Source organism: Streptococcus sp. A69 (assembly GCF_058556195.1).
The window spans coordinates 35,982-54,568 of record NZ_JBZUJU010000004.1 but is presented as its reverse complement, the minus strand read 5'-3'; the positions used below and the strand labels follow the sequence as shown (position 1 = coordinate 54,568).

The following is an 18,587-nucleotide window of genomic DNA, read 5'->3' as shown; positions in this document are numbered from 1 at the left end:
ACACTTCCTTATTTTTGATAGTCATGAATGATCACACCTTGTACCACACGGTTTACTGTACCTGTAGGAGACGGTGTATCTGGTTTATTTTTTACCTTGAGTGAAGTCAATAGGGCAAAGAGTTGGGCATAAATAATGTAAGGGAAGACACGGTAAATATCATTCAAGACTCCACCACAGCCAAGAGCTACTTCTTTGACATTTTCAAGACCAAAGGCTTGATCACTCAAAAGCACGACACGACGGGCAATCTGATCACCAGCAACTTCACGAACCAAGTCCAAATCATACTTGCGAGTGTAATCTGTCGTTGTACCAAATACTAAAACAACTGTATCTTGGTTAATCAATGATTTTGGACCATGACGGAAGCCAACTGGGCTTTCATACATAGTTGCCACTTGACCAGCTGTTAATTCCAAAATCTTCAACTGAGCTTCATGAGCAAGACCGAAGAAAGGACCTGCACCCAGATAGATGACACGGTTAAAGTCAAGGTCAACCAATTCTTTGACATCTGCTGCATTGTCTAGGACTTTACGGGCAAGGCTAGATACAACTTCAAAACGTTCAGCTTTAACAGCAAATTCTGTTGGGTCAAACACCAAGAGTGCTGTCAACATCATAGATGTAAAGCTAGAAGTCATGGCAAATCCAGCATCATTAGATGCAGCTGGTTGCAAGAGTAAAAGATTGCGGTCATCACCATGCGCTTGAAGAGCCAATTCCCCATCTGCAGCACATGTAATGGTCACTTGATAGAGGTCATCAACCAAGGCTTTGGCCAAATCAACCGTCGCCACACTTTCAGGCGAATTCCCACTACGAGCAAAGGATACAAGGACAGTTGCCACATCTTTTTTCAGATAGGTTTCTGGATTGGCTACGATATCTGTTGTCGCAATGGCATTGAAATTCCATTTGCGTTCGTCATAGACTTCCTTAAAGTAAGGCACCAAGGTATCTCCCACATAAGCAGAAGTACCAGCACCCGTCAAGATAACCTTAATATAGTCATGTTTATCAGCGATCCCTTGCAGAAAGGCTGCAATTTCTTCCCGTTTCACTTGATAAGCTTCAAAAGCCTCTTTCCATACGTCAGGCTGTTGGTAGATCTCACGAGTCGTGATTTCTGCACCCAGTTCAAGTAATTCTTCTTTTGTGTAATTTAGCATAGAGTTCCTCTAATCTATTGTTGTTTCATTCCTATTGAAAATATGGGAATGGGAGTGACTCCCATTCCCATGTATATTCTATATAAGATGCTCTAAGTTACATCTTATACTCAATGAAAATCAAAGAGCAAACTAGGAAGCTAGCCGCAGGCTGTACTTGAGTACGGCAAGGCGACGCTGACGTAGTTTGAATTTGATTTTCGAAGAGTATTATTCATCTTCGTCATCATCGAAGCCCGCTAACAGATCATTGACTTTTACAATGCTTTCTACAGCACGGCTCTTATAATCCGCATCTGCACCTGTAAGGCTGGCATTGATAAATTCAATCACCATTGGAAGATTCATCCCTGCGTAGAGTTCAATGTCGCGACCTTCCATAATCAAACGGCTTACCACGTTACATGGTGTACCACCGAGAAGGTCCGCAAAGACTAGGAAATCATCCAATCCTTCGATAGCAGCTTCAAATTTAGCAGTAAATTCTTCGGGACCATCTTCTGGAAGAAGAGCCACTGCATGAATGTTGTCCTGTGGACCCATGATCATTTCAGTGCTACCTTTAAGTTCTTCACAGAAACGGCCGTGACTCACTAAAATTAATGATTTACTCATAAATTATGCGCCCATTCCAAGTGCAAATTTACCAAGGGCAGAAAGAGCCAAGGCAAGCACGATAATGATACCGATAGCTTTTGTAGAGTTCATACCTTTCTTACCAAGCAACCAGAAGATGAAGGCAGTGAAGATTGCTGGAAGCAAGCGTGGGAAGATTGAGTTCAAGATATCTTGGAAGTCAATCAATTTTTCACCAATTGGCAATTTATAAGAAATGTCAAAGTTGATCATTGTTGCTACAAGAGCACCCATCATGAAGACACCAAGTACAGATGCAGCGTCAATCAAAGCTGTTAAAGTACTTTGCATGTTGTTGATAAGGTTAACCCCTTCTTTGTAGGCAAATTCCAATTGTTTCCAACGGAAGATATCATAAGCAACTGCAACTGCGATCCAAAGGAAGATACCCCATGGTTGGCCAGCGATCGCCATAGTTGCTGCGATAGATCCCATGATAGCAGGTACAAGTGAACCAAAGATTGTGTCTCCAAGAGGAGCGAATGGTCCCATCAAACCTGTCTTGATACCGTTAACGGCATCTTTTGAACCTACACCATCTTTTTCTTCCATGGCAAGGTCAAAACCAGCGATAATTGTGTGGAAGAATGGAGACGTATTGAAGAATTGAGTATGAACTTTCATCATTTCTTTCAATTCAGGAGTTCCATCCCCATACATTTTACGCAATTGAGGCAAGATCATGTAAAGGTAACCAGAAGCTTGCATACGTTCGTAGTTCCAACCTAATTGGAAAGTAAACAAGCTACGTTTGTTGATTTGATTAAAATCTTCTTTTGTAAGTTTATAATTAGAATTCGTCATCTTCAATTTCCCCACTTTCTGATGGTGTAGAAGGTGTTGCTACAGCTACTTTTTGGCTGTTCTTAAAGTGAACAACTGCAAGGAAGATACCTACGATAGAAACACCGATCATAGACAAACCTTTGAAGTTGTTAGCAAAGCCAATCTTTTCAGCAACATCAGCAGGAAGAGTACCAAGGATACCCGCAACAGCTCCACCAAGACCTGTTACATATGAGTAAAGAACAGTCAACATAGCTGTCAAACCAAATCCCATTGCAAGGTAGTGAAGGTTACGTTTAACTGGAAGGTAACGAAGTAAGATTGCAAATCCAAGACCTGGAAGCATACGACCTGCAAGTGTCAAACCATCTGCAATCCATTGATATTCTTTAACAAGGTCTACTACTGATTGTACAAAAGCACCACCAAAAGCAAGAGCAAAGAATACTGGAAGGGCACGAGAAAGAGCCCAAGGCACTGCACCAAGTAGGTAGTTGCGTTCGATACCTTTGTAGTCAAAGCGTTCGATCGCAGCATCAATACGGTGTGCAAAGAAAGTAGTTGTCATACGTCCAAGAACGTCGAAGTATGTCAAAAGTGCTGCTACTGGTACAGCGATTGTTGTGATTGCAAGATCTGTATCAATACCTTGAGAGATAGAGAATGCTGTTGCAAGAACCGCACCAGAAGTTGCGTCAATACGAGAAGCACCACCGAAGGTACCAACCCCGAGAACGAACAACTGCAAGCTACCACCGATAAACAAACCAGTTGTCACATCTCCCATGATCAAACCAGTAATGAAACCAGCGAATACAGGGGAACCTGCAGATGAAACGATTGTCAACTCATCACAGATTTGATAAGCTGAGTACAAAGTGAGAAGTAAAATTTGCCACCATTGTATCATAACAATGACCTCCTAAAAATTTTTTCCTATTTTAATAAGCTCAAAAAGTCTGAAACTGGATCATTTGGAACCATTTGAGCAGTGAGTTTCACACCTTTTTCTGCTAGTTTGTGGAAATCTTCCACATCCTTGTCTACCACGTTGATAGAACGTGTGATAGAGCGAGTTTCTGGTGTTTGAGACATATTGCCGACGTTGAGTGTTTCAAGCGGAACACCTGCTTCGACCAAACCAAGGAAACGGTCTGGTTTACGTGCAACGATAAAGAGACGTTGGCTATCGTATTTACCAGCAAGGATATTTGCTGCTGCTTTCTCAACTGGCAAGATACTGAGTTTCACACCTGGTGGTGTCGCAAGTTTCAAACCACTCTTTTCAATATCGTTGTTAACAACTTCGTCGTCTACAACCATAATGCGTGAAACATTTAGTTTTCCAGCCCAAAGATTGGCTACTTGACCGTGGATCAAACGTCCATCGATACGGCATCCTACAATTGTCATAAGTTTTCCCCCTTTATGTGTTTTAGTGTAGGTTTACGAGTTAAATGAATCTCTTCTTTATATTCGCCCTCAGTTTCAAAGATAATGATGCGGTTAGCACCTTTCTTGAGATAACTATGAGGGATATAAAGTGAGAGGGTCGGGCCGACGTTCCAGAAACGTCCTAGGTGACGCCCGTTGACAAAGGCAACTCCCTTACCAAACTCAGACATGTCTAGATAAGTATCTTTTGGCTCTTCGACTGTAAAGTCATAAGCGTAAAAGGCTGGTTGTCCTTCTGTCCATCCTTTTAAAAAATCAATTTTCTCAGGATTATCCAATGGAAGTGGATATTGTTTCCAATTTAACATGAAGTGTAGATCCTTGCAGACACCTGTGCGAATTCCTTTACGTTGCGTATCTGCCAAGAACTTATGTCCATAGTTGACACGCCCCATATTTTCAATCAAGATGTCAATCTCTGAAAAGCCTTCTCGGTTTCCCTGACAGTAGATGTCTTCACCAATCTCTGTCTGGTATTGAGTAGCAATCCATTGACCATCTACATAGAGTTGAGCTCGGTCACGTCCATCGATGATACGGAGACGTTCCTCTTCTGCATCCCAACTTGCTTCAGTACGATAAAGAAGGTAGCCATAACTTTGACCAAGTTCTTCCATCGCTTTTGGATAGAGACTTTCAGTAGGACTAGAGAGACTATCCAGGGTTTCAAACAAGGAAACTTTTTCGTTCAATGGAACGGCCTGTATCTCCATGCTTTCCTTATAGAGTGGTTCCAACTGTGGATACTCTGGGAAGTGTGTTGCCATCATCTTCTTGACTGCTAGGTATTTAGCAGTTGGATTTCCTTCTTCATCGAGAAGGGCATCATAATCGTAAGATGTAACTTGTGGCAAATCCAGAGTTCCTCGAGCCGAGCAACCATTCATGAAACCAAAGTTTGTTCCGCCATGGAACATATAAAGGTTGATGGAGCCTTGCTCTAACACCTCTCGAACAGCTTCTGCCAACTCTTTTGGATCACGCGTGATGATGGGTTCTTTCCAACGGTTGAACCAACCATCCCAAAACTCCATACACATGAGTGGCCATTTCTTGCCATACTCATCGAAGAATTCCTGCATCTGTGAAAAGTTGTAAGGAGCCTTAGAACCGAAGTTTCCTGTCACAAAGAGGTCGTCTTCGATCAAGGTTCCGGCTTTCAGAGTAGCCCTCCATGGGCCATCTGAAGTAAATAGTGGGCAATCAATCCCTCTGTCTTCCATCAATTTCCGAATTGCTCGTAGATAAGACTTATCTTCTCCATAAGAGCCATATTCATTTTCGACTTGCATCATAAGAATGTTTCCACTATTATCCAACAAGCGAGGCACAAGCCTTGGCAATAATTGGTCATAATAGCGAGCAACCGCCTCGATGTAGGCCGGGTCGGACGAGCGGATTCGCATGTCCTTGGTCAAGAGCCAAGCCGGCAAGCCACCAAATTCCCATTCTGCACAGATAAATGGAGACGGGCGTACAATGGCATAGAGACCCAAATCTTGTGCTATTTGAAGAAACCTCTCCAAATTTCTGGCACCTTCAAAATCAAATTCCCCTTCAACGGGTTCATGTAAATTCCAAGCCACATAGGTCTCGACTGTATTAAAGCCAAGTGCCTTTAAGTTATAGAGAGAATGATACCAATCCTCCGCTGGAATTCTAAAATAATGAATGGCGCCAGACAAAATCTTGAACGGTTTTCCATCTAAATAGAAATCGTCCTCAATTTTAAATCTTGTCATGTTACCACCTCTGACGAATTAAGTTTGCGCTTTCATTTATTATAATATTAAATATAATCAAATCTTTTGCATTTGTCAATAGGTTTTAGAAAATTCTTTAAAATTTTTCTATTTTTTTACTTACCATTTACCAAAATTATCTAAAAATAGCATGAAAGCGATATTTTAATGTATGATAATTCACAAGGTTATTAAATGGAATTTTTTACATGCAACATAACATTTTAGTCTATTATTTTAATTTTTTTACCTAAATACTACTATTTTGTCTGTATTTATGGTAAAATCAAGACTGGAGAAAGAGAATCGAGGTGAAATTATGGCTATTCCAAAATACCAATATATTAAAGATGAATTAAAAAACAAAATCATTTCAGGTCAATTTGCAAGTGGGGATAAATTTTATACAGAAGCAGAATTGATCGCGATGTATGATGTTAGTTCAATCACTGTTGTGCGTGCTTTGAATGACCTTGCAAAAGACGGCTATATTGTCCGCCAACAAGGGAAAGGGACTTTCGTTTCACGTGCACGTAAGCACAAACTCGTTGAGTTTTCAGATGTTGAAATCTTTGAAACCAAAGACGATAAAGTTACTGTCCTTTCTATCGAGCGCGGAAACAAGCTTGAATACTTAGAGAAGCTTGGATTACGTGGAGATCAGTTCTACTACAAAATTGAACGTACCCGTCAAACAAATGGCGTAACTTACATCTACCACACATCTTATATTCCTGAACAATACATCAATGCCAACTATCCAAATCTTGACTATTATAGTTCTATCTATAAACGCTTCAAATTGGATTACCGCATTCACATGAACGATGAACATTTTGAGGAAATCAATGAAATCGCATTCCCAACACCAGAGCATGTTGCTTCTGTACTTGGAATCGATACGCAATTTCCAACTGTCTTCCAAACGAAGACTACTAAACTTGAGGCTACTGGCCAAGTCCTCGCCTATAGTGAAACGTATAAGCGAGCAGACTACTACAAAATTAAATTCCTCTCATGTAATCGAGGTCATTAAGAGAAAGCTTGAGCCCAGCTCAGGCTTTTTCTATATTCATTATAGCACGAGAAAGAGGTTGTGAGAACGCTATGAAGGGTTCTTATTTAATTAGTAGCGTTTTTACTAAAAACAAGTTAAATATTAGCTTTCTCTTTCTTATTTCTGGAAATAATTTTCTTCTAAATCTTATGATTTCCTCTATTTATTATAGTTCTTATATAAACCCACTTGACATTTTACTCCTTAGATAATAAAATAAAATCGGTTTTATGTAAACGCTATCATACATAATAATAACAAGGAGGTTTTGTCATGAAACTAGAAAAGAAACAGCGCTTCTCCATTCGTAAATACGCGGCTGGGGCAGCTTCTGTACTTATAGGATTTGCTTTTAGCGCACAAGTCGTAGCTGCCGACGGAATTACTCCAGCTCCAACAGCTGAGGAAACTGTTCAAACTATTCAGGAGAATCCTCAGGCAGTCAAGGAAGCTGTAGACTCCAAGGTTCCAGAAAAACTGGAAGAAAAGGCTGACAAACCTGTAAAAGAGGAGGTCAAAGAAGACCAGGAGGCTCCTCGAACAGTTGCTCCAAAAACAGAAGAGTCAAGCGCACCAGTTGTGACAGAAAATGCTAGTCCAACTCCTACTACCGAGAAAGAAAGCCCCGCCCCAGCTGAAACTCCTGCTGAAAGCACTTCTTCAGAAAAGAAAAATGAAGCCGTCACACCTGCAGTATCCACTCCTAACACTGAACGAGCACCTCAGGTAAATGAAAAACTGGCTAAAAGAAAAATGATCTCAATTGATGCTGGACGCAAGTACTTTTCTCCAGATCAACTCAAAGAAATCATCGACAAAGCCAAACACTACGGTTATACTGATCTTCATCTACTAGTTGGAAATGATGGCATGCGTTTTATGTTGGACGACATGACGATCAAAGCCAATGGCAAAACCTATGCAAGTGATGATGTCAAACGTGCACTCGAAAACGGAACCGATGCCTACTACAAGGATCCAAACGGCAACCATTTGACAGAGAGTCAGATGACGGACTTGATTAACTATGCTAAAAACAAAGGCATTGGTCTCATCCCAACTGTAAACAGCCCTGGTCACATGGATGCGATTTTGCATGCCATGAAAGTATTAGGTATCCAAAAACCGAACTTCAACTACTTTGGTAAGGAATCTGCTCGTACCGTTGACCTTGATAACAAAGAAGCGGTTGCATTTACCAAAGCTCTAGTCGACAAGTATGCTGCTTACTTCGCTGGCAAAACTGACATCTTCAATATCGGACTGGATGAGTATGCTAACGATGCTACAGATGCCAAAGGTTGGAGCGTTCTCCAGGCTGATAAATACTATCCAAATGAAGGGTACCCTGTAGGAGGATACGAGAAATTTATCGCCTACGCCAATGACCTTGCTCGCATCGTCAAATCTCATGGTCTCAAACCAATGGCCTTTAACGACGGTATCTACTACAATAGCGACACTAGCTTTGGAACCTTTGACAAAGACATCATCGTTTCTATGTGGACTGGTGGATGGGGCGGATACGACGTCGCTTCTTCTAAACTTCTAGTTGAAAAAGGCCACCAAATCCTTAATACCAACGATGCTTGGTACTACGTTCTCGGACGAAATGCCGATGGACAAGGCTGGTACAACCTCGACCAAGGACTCAATGGTATCAAGAACACTCCAATCACTTCTATACCAAAATCTGATGGGGCTACTATCCCGTTCATCGGTGGTATGGTAGCTGCTTGGGCAGATACCCCATCTGCACGCTATTCACCATCACGCCTCTTCAAACTCATGCGTAGCTTCGCAAATGCCAATGCTGAATACTTCGCAGCTGACTATGAGTCTGCTGAGCAAGCTCTGAAAGAAGTACCAACAGACCTTAACCGCTATACTGCAGAAAGTGTAGCAGCTGTCAAAGAAGCTGAAAAAGCCATTCGCTCAATCGATAGCAACCTCAGCCGTGCCCAACAAGACACTATTGATCAAGCAATCGCAAAACTCCAAGAAGCTGTAAGCAATTTGACCTTCACACCAGAAGCTCAAAAAGAAGAAGACGCGAAACGCGAAGTTGAGAAACTTGCCAAAAACAAGGTAATCTCCATCGATGCTGGACGTAAGTACTTCACGCTCGACCAACTCAAACGCATCGTAGACAAGGCGAGCGAGCTCGGCTACTCTGATGTGCATCTTCTCCTTGGAAATGATGGACTTCGCTTCCTCCTTGATGACATGACCATCACAGCTAACGGAAAAACTTATGCAAGTGACGATGTCAAAAAGGCCATCATCGAAGGAACAAAAGCTTACTACGATGATCCAAACGGAACCACTCTTAGCCAAGCTGAAATCACTGAATTGATCGAGTACGCAAAATCAAAAGGTATCGGACTCATCCCAGCGATCAACAGCCCAGGTCACATGGATGCCATGCTCGTTGCTATGGAAAAATTAGGCATCGCAAACCCTCAAGCTAATTTTGATAAAGTCTCCAAAACAACCATGGATCTCGAAAACGAAGAGGCGATGAACTTTGTTAAAGCCCTCATCGGTAAGTACATGGACTTCTTTGCAGGCAAAACGAAGATCTTCAACTACGGTACAGACGAATATGCCAATGATGCCACCAACGCTCAAGGCTGGTACTACCTCAAATGGTATGGACTCTATGGCAAGTTTGCTGAGTACTCTAACACTCTTGCTGCCATGGCCAAAGAAAGAGGCCTTCAACCAATGGCCTTCAACGATGGTTTCTACTATGAAGACAAGGATGATGTTGAGTTTGACAAGGATGTCATCATCTCTTACTGGTCTAAGGGATGGTGGGGTTACAACCTTGCATCTCCTCAGTACCTGGCAAGCAAAGGCTACAAATTCCTTAATACTAACGGAGACTGGTACTATATTCTCGGCCAAAAACCTGAAGATGGTGGCGGTTTCCTCAAAAAAGCAATTGAAAACACTAAAAAAACACCATTTAACCAGCTTGCATCTACCAAGTATCCAGAAGTAGACCTTCCAACCGTTGGAAGCATGCTTGCTATCTGGGCAGATAAACCAAGTGCTGAGTACAAGGAAGAAGAAATCTTTGAACTCATGACTGCCTTTGCAGACCATAACAAAGACTACTTCCGCGCTAACTACAATGCACTCCGTGAGGAACTTGCTCAAATCCCTGCAAACTTGGATGGATACAGCAAGGAAAGCTTGGATGCCCTAAATGCAGCTAAAGAAGCTCTCAACTACAACCTCAACCGGAGCAAACAAGCCGAGTTAGACGCTCTCGTAGCCAAGCTCAAAGCAGCCCGCCTAGACCTCAAACCAGCAGCAACCCACTCAGGAAGCCTCGATGAAAACGAACTAGCTGCCAATGTTGAAACCAAACCGGAACTCATCACAAGAGCAGAAAAGATTCCATTTGGGGTCATCAAGAAGGAAAATCCAAATCTCCCAGCTGGTCAGGAAAAGATCATCACACCAGGTGTAGAGGGCGAACGCACTCATTACATATCTGTCCTTACTGAAAATGGGAAACAAACAGAAACTGTTCTAGATAGCCAAGTAACCAAAGAACCTGTGACCCAAGTGGTTGAAATCGGCGCCCCTATTACTCACAAAGGGGATGAACACGGTCTTGCCCCAGCTGCAGAAGCAAAACCTAGACTAGACATCCAAGAAGAAGAGATTCCTTTCACTACCGTGACACGTGAAAATCCGCAATTGCCAAAAGGACAAAGTCAAGTCGTCGTTTCCGGAGTAAATGGCCGCCGTACGATTTTCTACTCTGTTAGCACCACTGCTGACGGCAAGGAAGAAAGAACCCTTGTCAATAGTGCGGTATCTCAGGAAGCGGTCGCTCAAGTTGTCGAAGTCGGAACTGCCGTTGAGAAAGCTGAGCAATCTGAACCAACTACTAGCAAAGCAGATGAAAAACAACTCCCTGCAACAGGAAGTCAAGACTCTGCAAGCTTGGTCGCAGTAGGACTCATGGCCACACTAGCAGCCTACGGACTCACTAAGAGAAAAGAAGATTAAACCCCTTCGACAAGAATACAAAAAAGCGAGATTGAATCTCGCTTTTTATTGTTAGGATTAATCACCAAGTCCGATACGTTCAAAGATATCATCCACTCGTTTGGTGTAGTATGCAGGGTTGAAGATTTCGTCGATTTCCTCTTGAGTCAGGCGTGATGTCACTTCTGGATCTGCTTCGAGAAGCGGTTTAAAGTCTACTTGGTTATCCCAAGAGTAGGCTGTTTTTGGTTGCACCAAGTCATAGGCTTGCTCACGTGTCATGCCTTTTTCAATCAAGGTCAACATGGCACGTTGGCTAAAGATAAGACCGAAAGTTGAGTTCATGTTGCGGATCATATTTTCTGGGAAGACCGTCAAGTTCTTGACGATATTTCCAAAACGATTGAGCATGTAGTCAATCAAGATAGTTGTATCTGGTGTGATAATACGCTCAGCTGATGAGTGGGAAATATCACGTTCGTGCCAGAGAGCGACGTTTTCATAGGCTGTCACCATGTGGCCACGGATAACACGCGCCAGACCAGTCATGTTTTCAGAACCGATAGGGTTACGTTTGTGTGGCATTGCTGAAGATCCTTTTTGACCTTTAGCAAAGAACTCTTCCACTTCACGTTGTTCCGATTTTTGAAGACCACGAATCTCAGTCGCCATACGTTCGATTGAAGTCGCAATGCTGGCAAGAACTGCAAAGTACTCAGCGTGAAGGTCACGAGGAAGGACTTGTGTAGAAATTTCTTGAGCACGGATACCAAGTTTATCGCAAACATATTGCTCAACAAATGGTGGGATGTTGGCAAAGTTACCCACCGCACCAGAAATCTTACCAGCTTCCACACCAGCAGCCGCATGCTCGAAACGCTCGATGTTACGCTTCATTTCACTGTACCAGGTCGCCAATTTAAGACCAAAAGTTGTAGGCTCTGCGTGCACACCGTGGGTACGCCCCATCATGATGGTGAACTTGTGTTCCTTAGCCTTGTCAGCGATGATGTTGGTGAAGTTTTCAAGGTCACGACGGATGATGTCGTTGGCTTGTTTGTAAAGGTAACCGTAGGCCGTATCCACCACGTCAGTAGAAGTCAAACCATAGTGGACCCACTTGCGCTCTTCACCAAGAGTCTCAGAAACCGCACGCGTGAAAGCCACCACATCATGGCGAGTCTTCTGCTCGATTTCCAAAATACGGTCGATGTCAAAGTCCGCTTTCTCGCGAATCAAAGCCACATCTTCCTTAGGGATTTCCCCCAACTCAGCCCATGCCTCGTCAGCCAAGATTTCCACCTCAAGCCAAGCACGGTATTTATTTTCTTCACTCCAAATATTCGCCATTTCGGGGCGAGAGTAACGGTTGATCATGTTGTTTCTCCTTAATATTCTACAAAATATTTCTTATCTTATTCTACCAAAAAATATTTCTTTATCTTTTATTTTTATCGGAAATTTTATAAATGTTCTGTTATCCTTTGCTATATCTGCTAACCGAGAACACTTTGACTCCATAGCAACTTGACCACCTAATCCTCTCCATTCCCTTCTAGGCCTCATTAAGTCTTGAGATAATATTGTAAACTCCGATTCTGGGATACCTGACTTTAGGAAGTTATTATCTTCCTTTTTTGAGTCATCCATCATAAGAAATTGTTTAAAAACTATCTCCCACTCATCTTTTGAAAATTGTTCCTTAACCTTTGAATTGATATTTGTCGAAGGTTTGTTTTTTAAATAAAACATTTCAATCCCCTCGGAAAATTCCTTCACAAAGTATTCCGTATATCTATCTATAGAAAAGAAAATACTTCTTTCATTTCTATCATTTATAATTGACTTCAACTGTTGATAATAATGTTCTAAAAATAACAAACAATAATCATAAAATTTTTTTATCTTAGAAAAATTCAATGTGAAATTTGGCTGAGTTTCGTGTGCCGCCATATTTCTATTTTTATTGATTATTTTTTCAAACTCAATTAAATCTGAATTCCCTTCAAAAAACATTATACGTTTATTTTGGTTGATTTTTTGAGATGTAATACTATCTACATCTATACCAAAGCTTGTAAAAATAGAATCTCCACTATTTTTCTTTACATAAAGAGGCTCCTTTTCATTTTTCAATTCAAAATATTTTTTAATATGTGCAGGAATTTCTTCATTAGCATTTACAATATCATCTCTGAACAATTTTAAAGCTTGCTCAGTAAATGTTGCTATAAGAAGAATTAGATGACGTTTCTCAATATTATTCTCCTCATCTTTTGTTACTAACTTTTCTTCCAATCTATCTAACTCCGACTGTATATAACAAATATCTTCTTCAAGATAGTTTGGCAAGCTTACAAAAAAACGCCTCATTTCAATCCCCACTCAATATTTCTTTAAAAATTTCAATGCGCATTCGTAAATTACTTATATTTGTTGTTCTACGAGTAAAGGGAAGCTTTTTATCTGAGTCTAAATTCTTAATTTTATCGTAACTTTTTTCAGTAAAGTTAATTCTTTCACCGCTTCTAATCGCCGACATTAGAAGTATAAATACAGTTTCAGCATACACTGCATTTATATTATTTTTATTTCGACCTAGAAAATTCTGATATTCATCTGAATAATATGTAGTCAATGCCTTATCAAAAATATCTATATCCTTATAACCGCTTTGATATTTTTCCATAAAACAATCAAGTTGATTTTTCAATATGATGGATGTTGAGATTGGAGAACGGATAATCTTCCCGGCATTATTCCTTACTAATCCTTCATAATTATTACTAACAATACTATCGACAGTAATTATTCGTAGAATCAATTCATCTATTTTATACTTTTTATAATCTTTTTCAGTAAAACGTCTTTCAAGTTTACTCCATCTAGCAGATAATTCTTTTATTTTTTCCATCAAATCACCTGGATATAGGGCATTTCTTATTTCTTGAGAAGTCAGCTTAACTCCACCAGTATTGATTCTTTCAAATACATGTTTTTTTATATCATTCTTTCTTGTTGATGGAAAACGTTGTTCAAAAAAAACAATATTTGCTTCACCATCTCTCAATCGATCCTGCTCTTCTGATGTTAATTCATCAAATGATTTTCCTCGCCATTTAGAACTCACTGAGTTATTATTACTTAATCTAAAAACGACTTTTTTATCGGGGAGATTTTCTTCATTTATGAATGTTGAAATTGTAATAATTCTCTGTAAACCATCTATAATATCATTTGTATCATCTTCATTTTTGTAAATAAAAAAATTTGGTAGAGGTATTCCAAGTAAAATAGAATCGATTAATCGTGAAGCCATATCTTGTGTCCAAACGTATGCCCTCTGTAAGTCAGGAATAACAAACTTTCTTTTTTTATAAAGTTGAGATATTCTATCAAATGTATATGTCGTATTCCAATACCTAATTTTAAATACACTTTCATCAATACTAGATAGTTCATCAGATTGCATATCAACTTGTTCTATTCCTGTTTCCTTTTTTGACACTTTCGCACTCTCCTTACGATTTTTTGGTTAATATAACAACATTTATATTTTATATTCTAGTTTCCAAATTCTTCTTTCCCAAACTCCTCAACCTTATCCGGTTCATCACTAAACAAAGTCACATGTCCCATTTTGCGGTTGTACTTCGCTTCTATTTTACCATACATATGTAGGTGGGCGCTTGGATTTTCTGTCACATATGTTTCAGCAACCTCGACATGCTGGCCGAGAACATTGAGCATGACGGCAGGTGCATGTAATTTAATTTCCGGCAATGATGCTCCCAGAACACCTAAAATGTGGGTATCAAACTGGGAGAAGTCGCAAGCTTCGATAGAGTAGTGCCCAGAGTTGTGTGGTCGTGGGGCAATCTCGTTGACAATAATATCATCAGCCGCCGCAAACATTTCCACGCAGAGAGTTCCAGACAAATTGAGTTGCTCAGCGATTCTCACTGCCATAGCTTTGGCTTTCTCAGCTAAACTTTCAGAAATGCGAGCAGGCACAATGGTTTTTGAAAGAATGTTGTTTCGGTGAATATTTTCCTGAACTGGGAAAACCGTAACTTCCTTGCCATTACCTGACACGATGACAGAAATTTCAAGGTCAAAGTTGACGAATTCTTCCAAAACACAGTCTGCTGAATCCGCTAGTGCATAAGCTTCTTCCAAGTCTGCTTCCGAGCGAATAACCTTTTGCCCATGCCCGTCGTAGCCACCAGTCGCAGTCTTTAGGACATAATTTTTAGAAAGGTCAATATCTGCCAAATCTTGACTAGAAGTCACGACCTTGTAAGGGGCAACAGTGACTTGAGCCTTGTTTGCGAGAAAGTCCTTTTCAAAGATGCGATTTTGAGAAATGCGGAGCAGGTCCGTTCCTTGAGGGAGTTGTCCCTCCTTGATAACGGCATCCAAACTGTCAGCATCGACATTTTCAAACTCATAGGTCAGAACATCGCAACGATCAGCCAACTGGCGCAGGGCGTCCACGTCATTATAAGGCGCCACGATGACCTCAGCCACGCGAGAGGCAGGACAATCCGCCGCAGGATCCAGCGCTATAACCTTGTGCCCCATGTAGATAGCAGAAATGGCCATCATCTGACCCAGCTGACCGCCACCGATAATTCCGATTGTTTTAGATGAGCTCATTTGTAGACTCCTCTGCGATTTTTCCTTGTTCTTCTGCAAAATCTGCCAAAGCTGTCGCGATAGCCTGATCCTCTACTGACAGTAGACGGAGGGCAAAGAGAGCCGCGTTTGTCGCCCCTGCTTCACCGATAGCCATTGTCGCCACAGGCACGCCACCCGGCATCTGTACGATAGAGTAGAGCGAGTCCACACCGCTAAGGGCACGTGATTTGACTGGTACACCAATGACTGGAAGGGTTGTTTTGGCAGCTACCATACCTGGCAAATGGGCTGCGCCTCCAGCGCCTGCGATGATAACCTTGATGCCACGGCTACGGGCTTCCTCCGCATGTTTGAACATGAGGTCAGGTGTACGGTGGGCAGAGACAACTTTCTTTTCGTAGGCCACGCCGAAGCGGTCCAGGACCTCGGCGGTTTTTTGCATGGTTGCCCAGTCGGATTTTGAGCCCATGATAATGGAAATAATTGGTTTCATATTTTCTCCTCTGAATAAACTAATTCTTTTGCTCAATATTTTTTACAGTGGCTGATTCAACACTATAATGTTTAACAGTCTGATTAACCAGATTTTCAACGCTCTTAGGTTTTAGCAATAAACGAAGTATAATTGTCACAAGAGGTATAATGCTCGGCAAGTCCTTCCAAACAGGTGTCAACACTTCTTCACTATCACGTCTTAAAAGCCAGTACTTTATTGTCTGCAATATTTTTCTTCTACTTTTCGTCTTCTCAGCAGTTCCAATAATCAAAGCCATCAGACTATGCGTCTCAACACCTGCTTGACCAAGAATGACCTCAGATTTAGCGTAGCTGTGACTGGCTAGTTCTATCATGATTTTTGGAAAATTAACTCCTGCTTTATAGGCGTTAGCAGGCTCTACCATTCTAGGATTACACTCTATATAGTAAAATTGGTCTCCCCTATGTATAAAATCTAAAGTTAGACAACCATGCCATTGTATATATTGTCCTAATTTTTCAACATGCTCTCTCGTTCTTTGAGATTCTATGCTTAATCTTGCCGCAGCAGAACCACCCGCGCCAGAACCTACTTTTACACTAGAATGCACTGCGAGTAATTCTCCATGATCAAACACTGCTTGAACCTGACCATAGTCTCCAACTATGTCTTGCTGAACCATCCATTCCTCATCACTCGCTGTTAATCTGCTCGTCACTTCAGCCAAATCTTTCTTACTTGAAATCTTATAAACCGAGCGACCGGCAGTACCATAATCTGCTTTCAGCCAATAAGGATAGTCTAGCCGGATGGAGTCTGCATCTTTCACGTGCTCCCACTTAGGTGTGGGGAGTCCTAACAAATCCGCAGTTTCAGCAAAAGCAATCTTCCCAGCTAACTTTTCAAACTGCTCTTTATCAGCAAGGGCGATTGGTAGCGATTGAGGTAAAAATTGCTTTCCATTTGCTAATAACCAGCCTTCCTCATGTGTTGGCAAAATGGCCTTGTAATTGGTTTTACGAAGCAACTGACTAACCTGTCTCAAATAATCTACAGGAAAACGGTTCACATCAACTATCGGAACTCTATGGGTTAGACGACTGAAGTGTGCAATGGAAAATCTTCTAGGAGATAATACATCAATTTTATAGCCTTCTTTCAACAAAACTGTCAAAGTTTCTCGTGAGGTCAAGCTTGAACCTTCTAAAAATAGCAGCCTATTTTTCATTTTTCAAACACCTGAATTCTATATTTAAGTCTCACGGCTAAAAGTTTCATTGATTTACAAAGCCTTACCACCAATGTCATGCCTATAAAAGAGGCCTGTGGTGTCTTGCCTTTTGAGTTGGTCGTAGATTTTTTCCTGCGCAGCTGAGACGGTATCTGCTGTGGTGACCAGCATGTACACTCGTCCACCATTCGACAGCAGTGCTCTGCTATTTTCCACAAACTTAGCCCCAGCATAGTAGGTTATGATGTCGCCAGCTGTCTTCTCCGGCAGAGGCTTGCCTTTTTCATAGTCCAGCGGGTAGCCGTTTGACGCGACAACCACGCCCAGAGTCACACCCTTATCCGTCCAAGTGATGTTGGGCTCCTTGCTATCGAGGATATCCGTGATATTTTGTGCAAAATCGGAGGTCAGACGAGGCAAGATAATCTGAGTTTCGGGATCTCCGAACCGAGCGTTGAACTCGATGACTTTAGGACCATCTGCTGTCAGGATAAGCCCTGCGTAAAGGATGCCCAGATAAGGACACCCTTCTTGGATCATGCCCTCAAGGACAGGCTTGACAATGGTGTCAACCGCCGTATCAACCACGCTCTCTGGCAAGTGGGGAACTGGCGCATAAGCTCCCATACCGCCCGTGTTAGGCCCCTTGTCACCATCATAGGCACGTTTGTGGTCCTGAGCCGTTGGCATGATGTAGAACTTGTCCCCATTGACAAAGGCAAAGAGAGAGAACTCTTCTCCGTCAAGGAATTCCTCGATAACCACACGCGCACCAGAGTCACCGAATTTATTGTCTAAGAGCATCTCATGAGCGGCTTCGACCGCTTGCTCAACCGTCTCAGCAACGACGACACCTTTTCCAAGTGCTAAACCATCTGCCTTGACAACGATAGGAGCGCCTTTCTCCTCGATATAAGCCTTGGCCTCCTCAAAATCTGAAAATGTGCCATAGGCTGCTGTCGGAACGTCATATTTGACCATGATTTCCTTAGCAAAATCCTTGGACCACTCCAGCTCCGCTGCAGCTTTGGTCGGGCCAAAGGCTTTGAGCCCAACTTGATTAAAGTCATCCACGATACCTGCAGCCAGGGCATCATCTGGACCGATGAAGGTCCAAGCAATATTGTTGACCTTTGCGAAGTCAATTAACTTAGAATGTTCGGAAATAGAGATATTTACCAATTCCAGACCATCCAGAGTCATTCCGTCATTCCCAGGAGCTACAAAAACCTTTTCAACGTCTTTTGACTCAAGCAACTTCTTAGCAATTGCATGTTCACGACCACCCGAACCGACAACTAACAGCTTCATCTCTCAACCTCTTTTGCGAATTATTTACTAATATTATATCATAAACGTTCGTTTTAATCTTGTTTTA

Annotated in this window: 15 protein-coding genes; 2 read left to right on the top strand and 13 right to left on the bottom strand. The window is 41.7% G+C overall.

Translation table 11 applies throughout. The features are described 5' to 3' along the window. Nucleotides 1–8: 8 nt before the first annotated feature. From AC4ME5_RS08425 to AC4ME5_RS08400, 6 genes are all read right to left on the bottom strand, one after another. Nucleotides 9–1,175, bottom strand: coding sequence for an SIS domain-containing protein (locus tag AC4ME5_RS08425; RefSeq protein ID WP_491800499.1), 1,167 nt, complete (start codon nucleotides 1,173–1,175; stop codon nucleotides 9–11). A 210-nt stretch (nucleotides 1,176–1,385) separates the two neighbouring features. Beyond that, nucleotides 1,386–1,790: a PTS sugar transporter subunit IIA gene (locus tag AC4ME5_RS08420; RefSeq protein ID WP_007522599.1), complete on the bottom strand. Its 405-nt coding sequence runs from the start codon at nucleotides 1,788–1,790 to the stop codon at nucleotides 1,386–1,388. A 3-nt stretch (nucleotides 1,791–1,793) separates the two neighbouring features. Then, nucleotides 1,794–2,615, bottom strand: coding sequence for a PTS system mannose/fructose/sorbose family transporter subunit IID (locus AC4ME5_RS08415; protein ID WP_007522597.1), 822 nt, complete (start codon nucleotides 2,613–2,615; stop codon nucleotides 1,794–1,796). Then, nucleotides 2,602–3,507 carry a PTS mannose/fructose/sorbose/N-acetylgalactosamine transporter subunit IIC gene (locus tag AC4ME5_RS08410; RefSeq protein WP_007522595.1) on the bottom strand — a complete coding sequence of 302 codons (906 nt, stop codon included), beginning with the start codon at nucleotides 3,505–3,507 and terminating at the stop codon, nucleotides 2,602–2,604. Before AC4ME5_RS08410 ends, AC4ME5_RS08415 begins: the two co-directional genes overlap by 14 nt. A 26-nt stretch (nucleotides 3,508–3,533) precedes the next feature. Further along, nucleotides 3,534–4,010 carry a PTS sugar transporter subunit IIB gene (locus AC4ME5_RS08405; RefSeq protein ID WP_000156968.1) on the bottom strand — a complete coding sequence of 159 codons (477 nt, stop codon included), beginning with the start codon at nucleotides 4,008–4,010 and terminating at the stop codon, nucleotides 3,534–3,536. Next, nucleotides 4,007–5,794: a glycoside hydrolase family 35 protein gene (locus tag AC4ME5_RS08400; protein WP_491800498.1), complete on the bottom strand. Its 1,788-nt coding sequence runs from the start codon at nucleotides 5,792–5,794 to the stop codon at nucleotides 4,007–4,009. Before AC4ME5_RS08400 ends, AC4ME5_RS08405 begins: the two co-directional genes overlap by 4 nt. Nucleotides 5,795–6,071: 277 nt before the next feature. On the opposite strand from AC4ME5_RS08400, the gene AC4ME5_RS08395 reads away from it, so the two are divergent. Continuing rightward, the gene (locus tag AC4ME5_RS08395) at nucleotides 6,072–6,830 is read left to right on the top strand and encodes a GntR family transcriptional regulator (RefSeq protein ID WP_162278992.1); all 759 of its coding nucleotides are present in this window, start codon (nucleotides 6,072–6,074) and stop codon (nucleotides 6,828–6,830) included. A 294-nt stretch (nucleotides 6,831–7,124) separates the two neighbouring features. Beyond that, nucleotides 7,125–10,880 carry an LPXTG-anchored beta-N-acetylhexosaminidase StrH gene (gene strH, locus AC4ME5_RS08390; RefSeq protein ID WP_491800497.1) on the top strand — a complete coding sequence of 1,252 codons (3,756 nt, stop codon included), beginning with the start codon at nucleotides 7,125–7,127 and terminating at the stop codon, nucleotides 10,878–10,880. 57 nt (nucleotides 10,881–10,937) lie between these two features. Here the strand turns inward: strH and purB are convergent, their stop codons facing one another. The 7 genes from purB to purD are packed head-to-tail and all read right to left on the bottom strand — an operon-like array spanning nucleotide 10,938 to nucleotide 18,520. Beyond that, nucleotides 10,938–12,236 (bottom strand): adenylosuccinate lyase, encoded by a 1,299-nt coding sequence (gene purB / locus AC4ME5_RS08385; protein WP_491800496.1) that lies wholly within the window; start codon nucleotides 12,234–12,236, stop codon nucleotides 10,938–10,940. A 33-nt stretch (nucleotides 12,237–12,269) separates the two neighbouring features. Further along, complete coding sequence (locus AC4ME5_RS08380; protein ID WP_491800495.1) at nucleotides 12,270–13,244, bottom strand: hypothetical protein; 975 nt, start codon at nucleotides 13,242–13,244, stop codon at nucleotides 12,270–12,272. Continuing rightward, a complete protein-coding gene (locus tag AC4ME5_RS08375) occupies nucleotides 13,234–14,367 on the bottom strand; it encodes a GmrSD restriction endonuclease domain-containing protein (protein WP_491800494.1) in 1,134 nt (377 codons plus the stop codon). Before AC4ME5_RS08375 ends, AC4ME5_RS08380 begins: the two co-directional genes overlap by 11 nt. A 56-nt stretch (nucleotides 14,368–14,423) precedes the next feature. Beyond that, entirely contained in the window at nucleotides 14,424–15,518 is a 1,095-nt protein-coding gene (gene purK / locus AC4ME5_RS08370) for a 5-(carboxyamino)imidazole ribonucleotide synthase (protein ID WP_491800493.1), read from the bottom strand. Next, nucleotides 15,505–15,993 carry a 5-(carboxyamino)imidazole ribonucleotide mutase gene (gene purE, locus AC4ME5_RS08365; RefSeq protein ID WP_000802563.1) on the bottom strand — a complete coding sequence of 163 codons (489 nt, stop codon included), beginning with the start codon at nucleotides 15,991–15,993 and terminating at the stop codon, nucleotides 15,505–15,507. The genes purK and purE overlap by 14 nt, the downstream gene beginning before the upstream one ends. A gap of 19 nt (nucleotides 15,994–16,012) precedes the next feature. Continuing rightward, entirely contained in the window at nucleotides 16,013–17,206 is a 1,194-nt protein-coding gene (locus AC4ME5_RS08360) for an ATP-grasp domain-containing protein (RefSeq protein WP_491800492.1), read from the bottom strand. Between the two features lie 54 nt (nucleotides 17,207–17,260). Then, nucleotides 17,261–18,520, bottom strand: a complete 1,260-nt coding sequence (purD, locus tag AC4ME5_RS08355; protein WP_033583556.1) for a phosphoribosylamine--glycine ligase — start codon at nucleotides 18,518–18,520, stop codon at nucleotides 17,261–17,263. Between the last annotated feature and the right edge of the window lie 67 nt (nucleotides 18,521–18,587).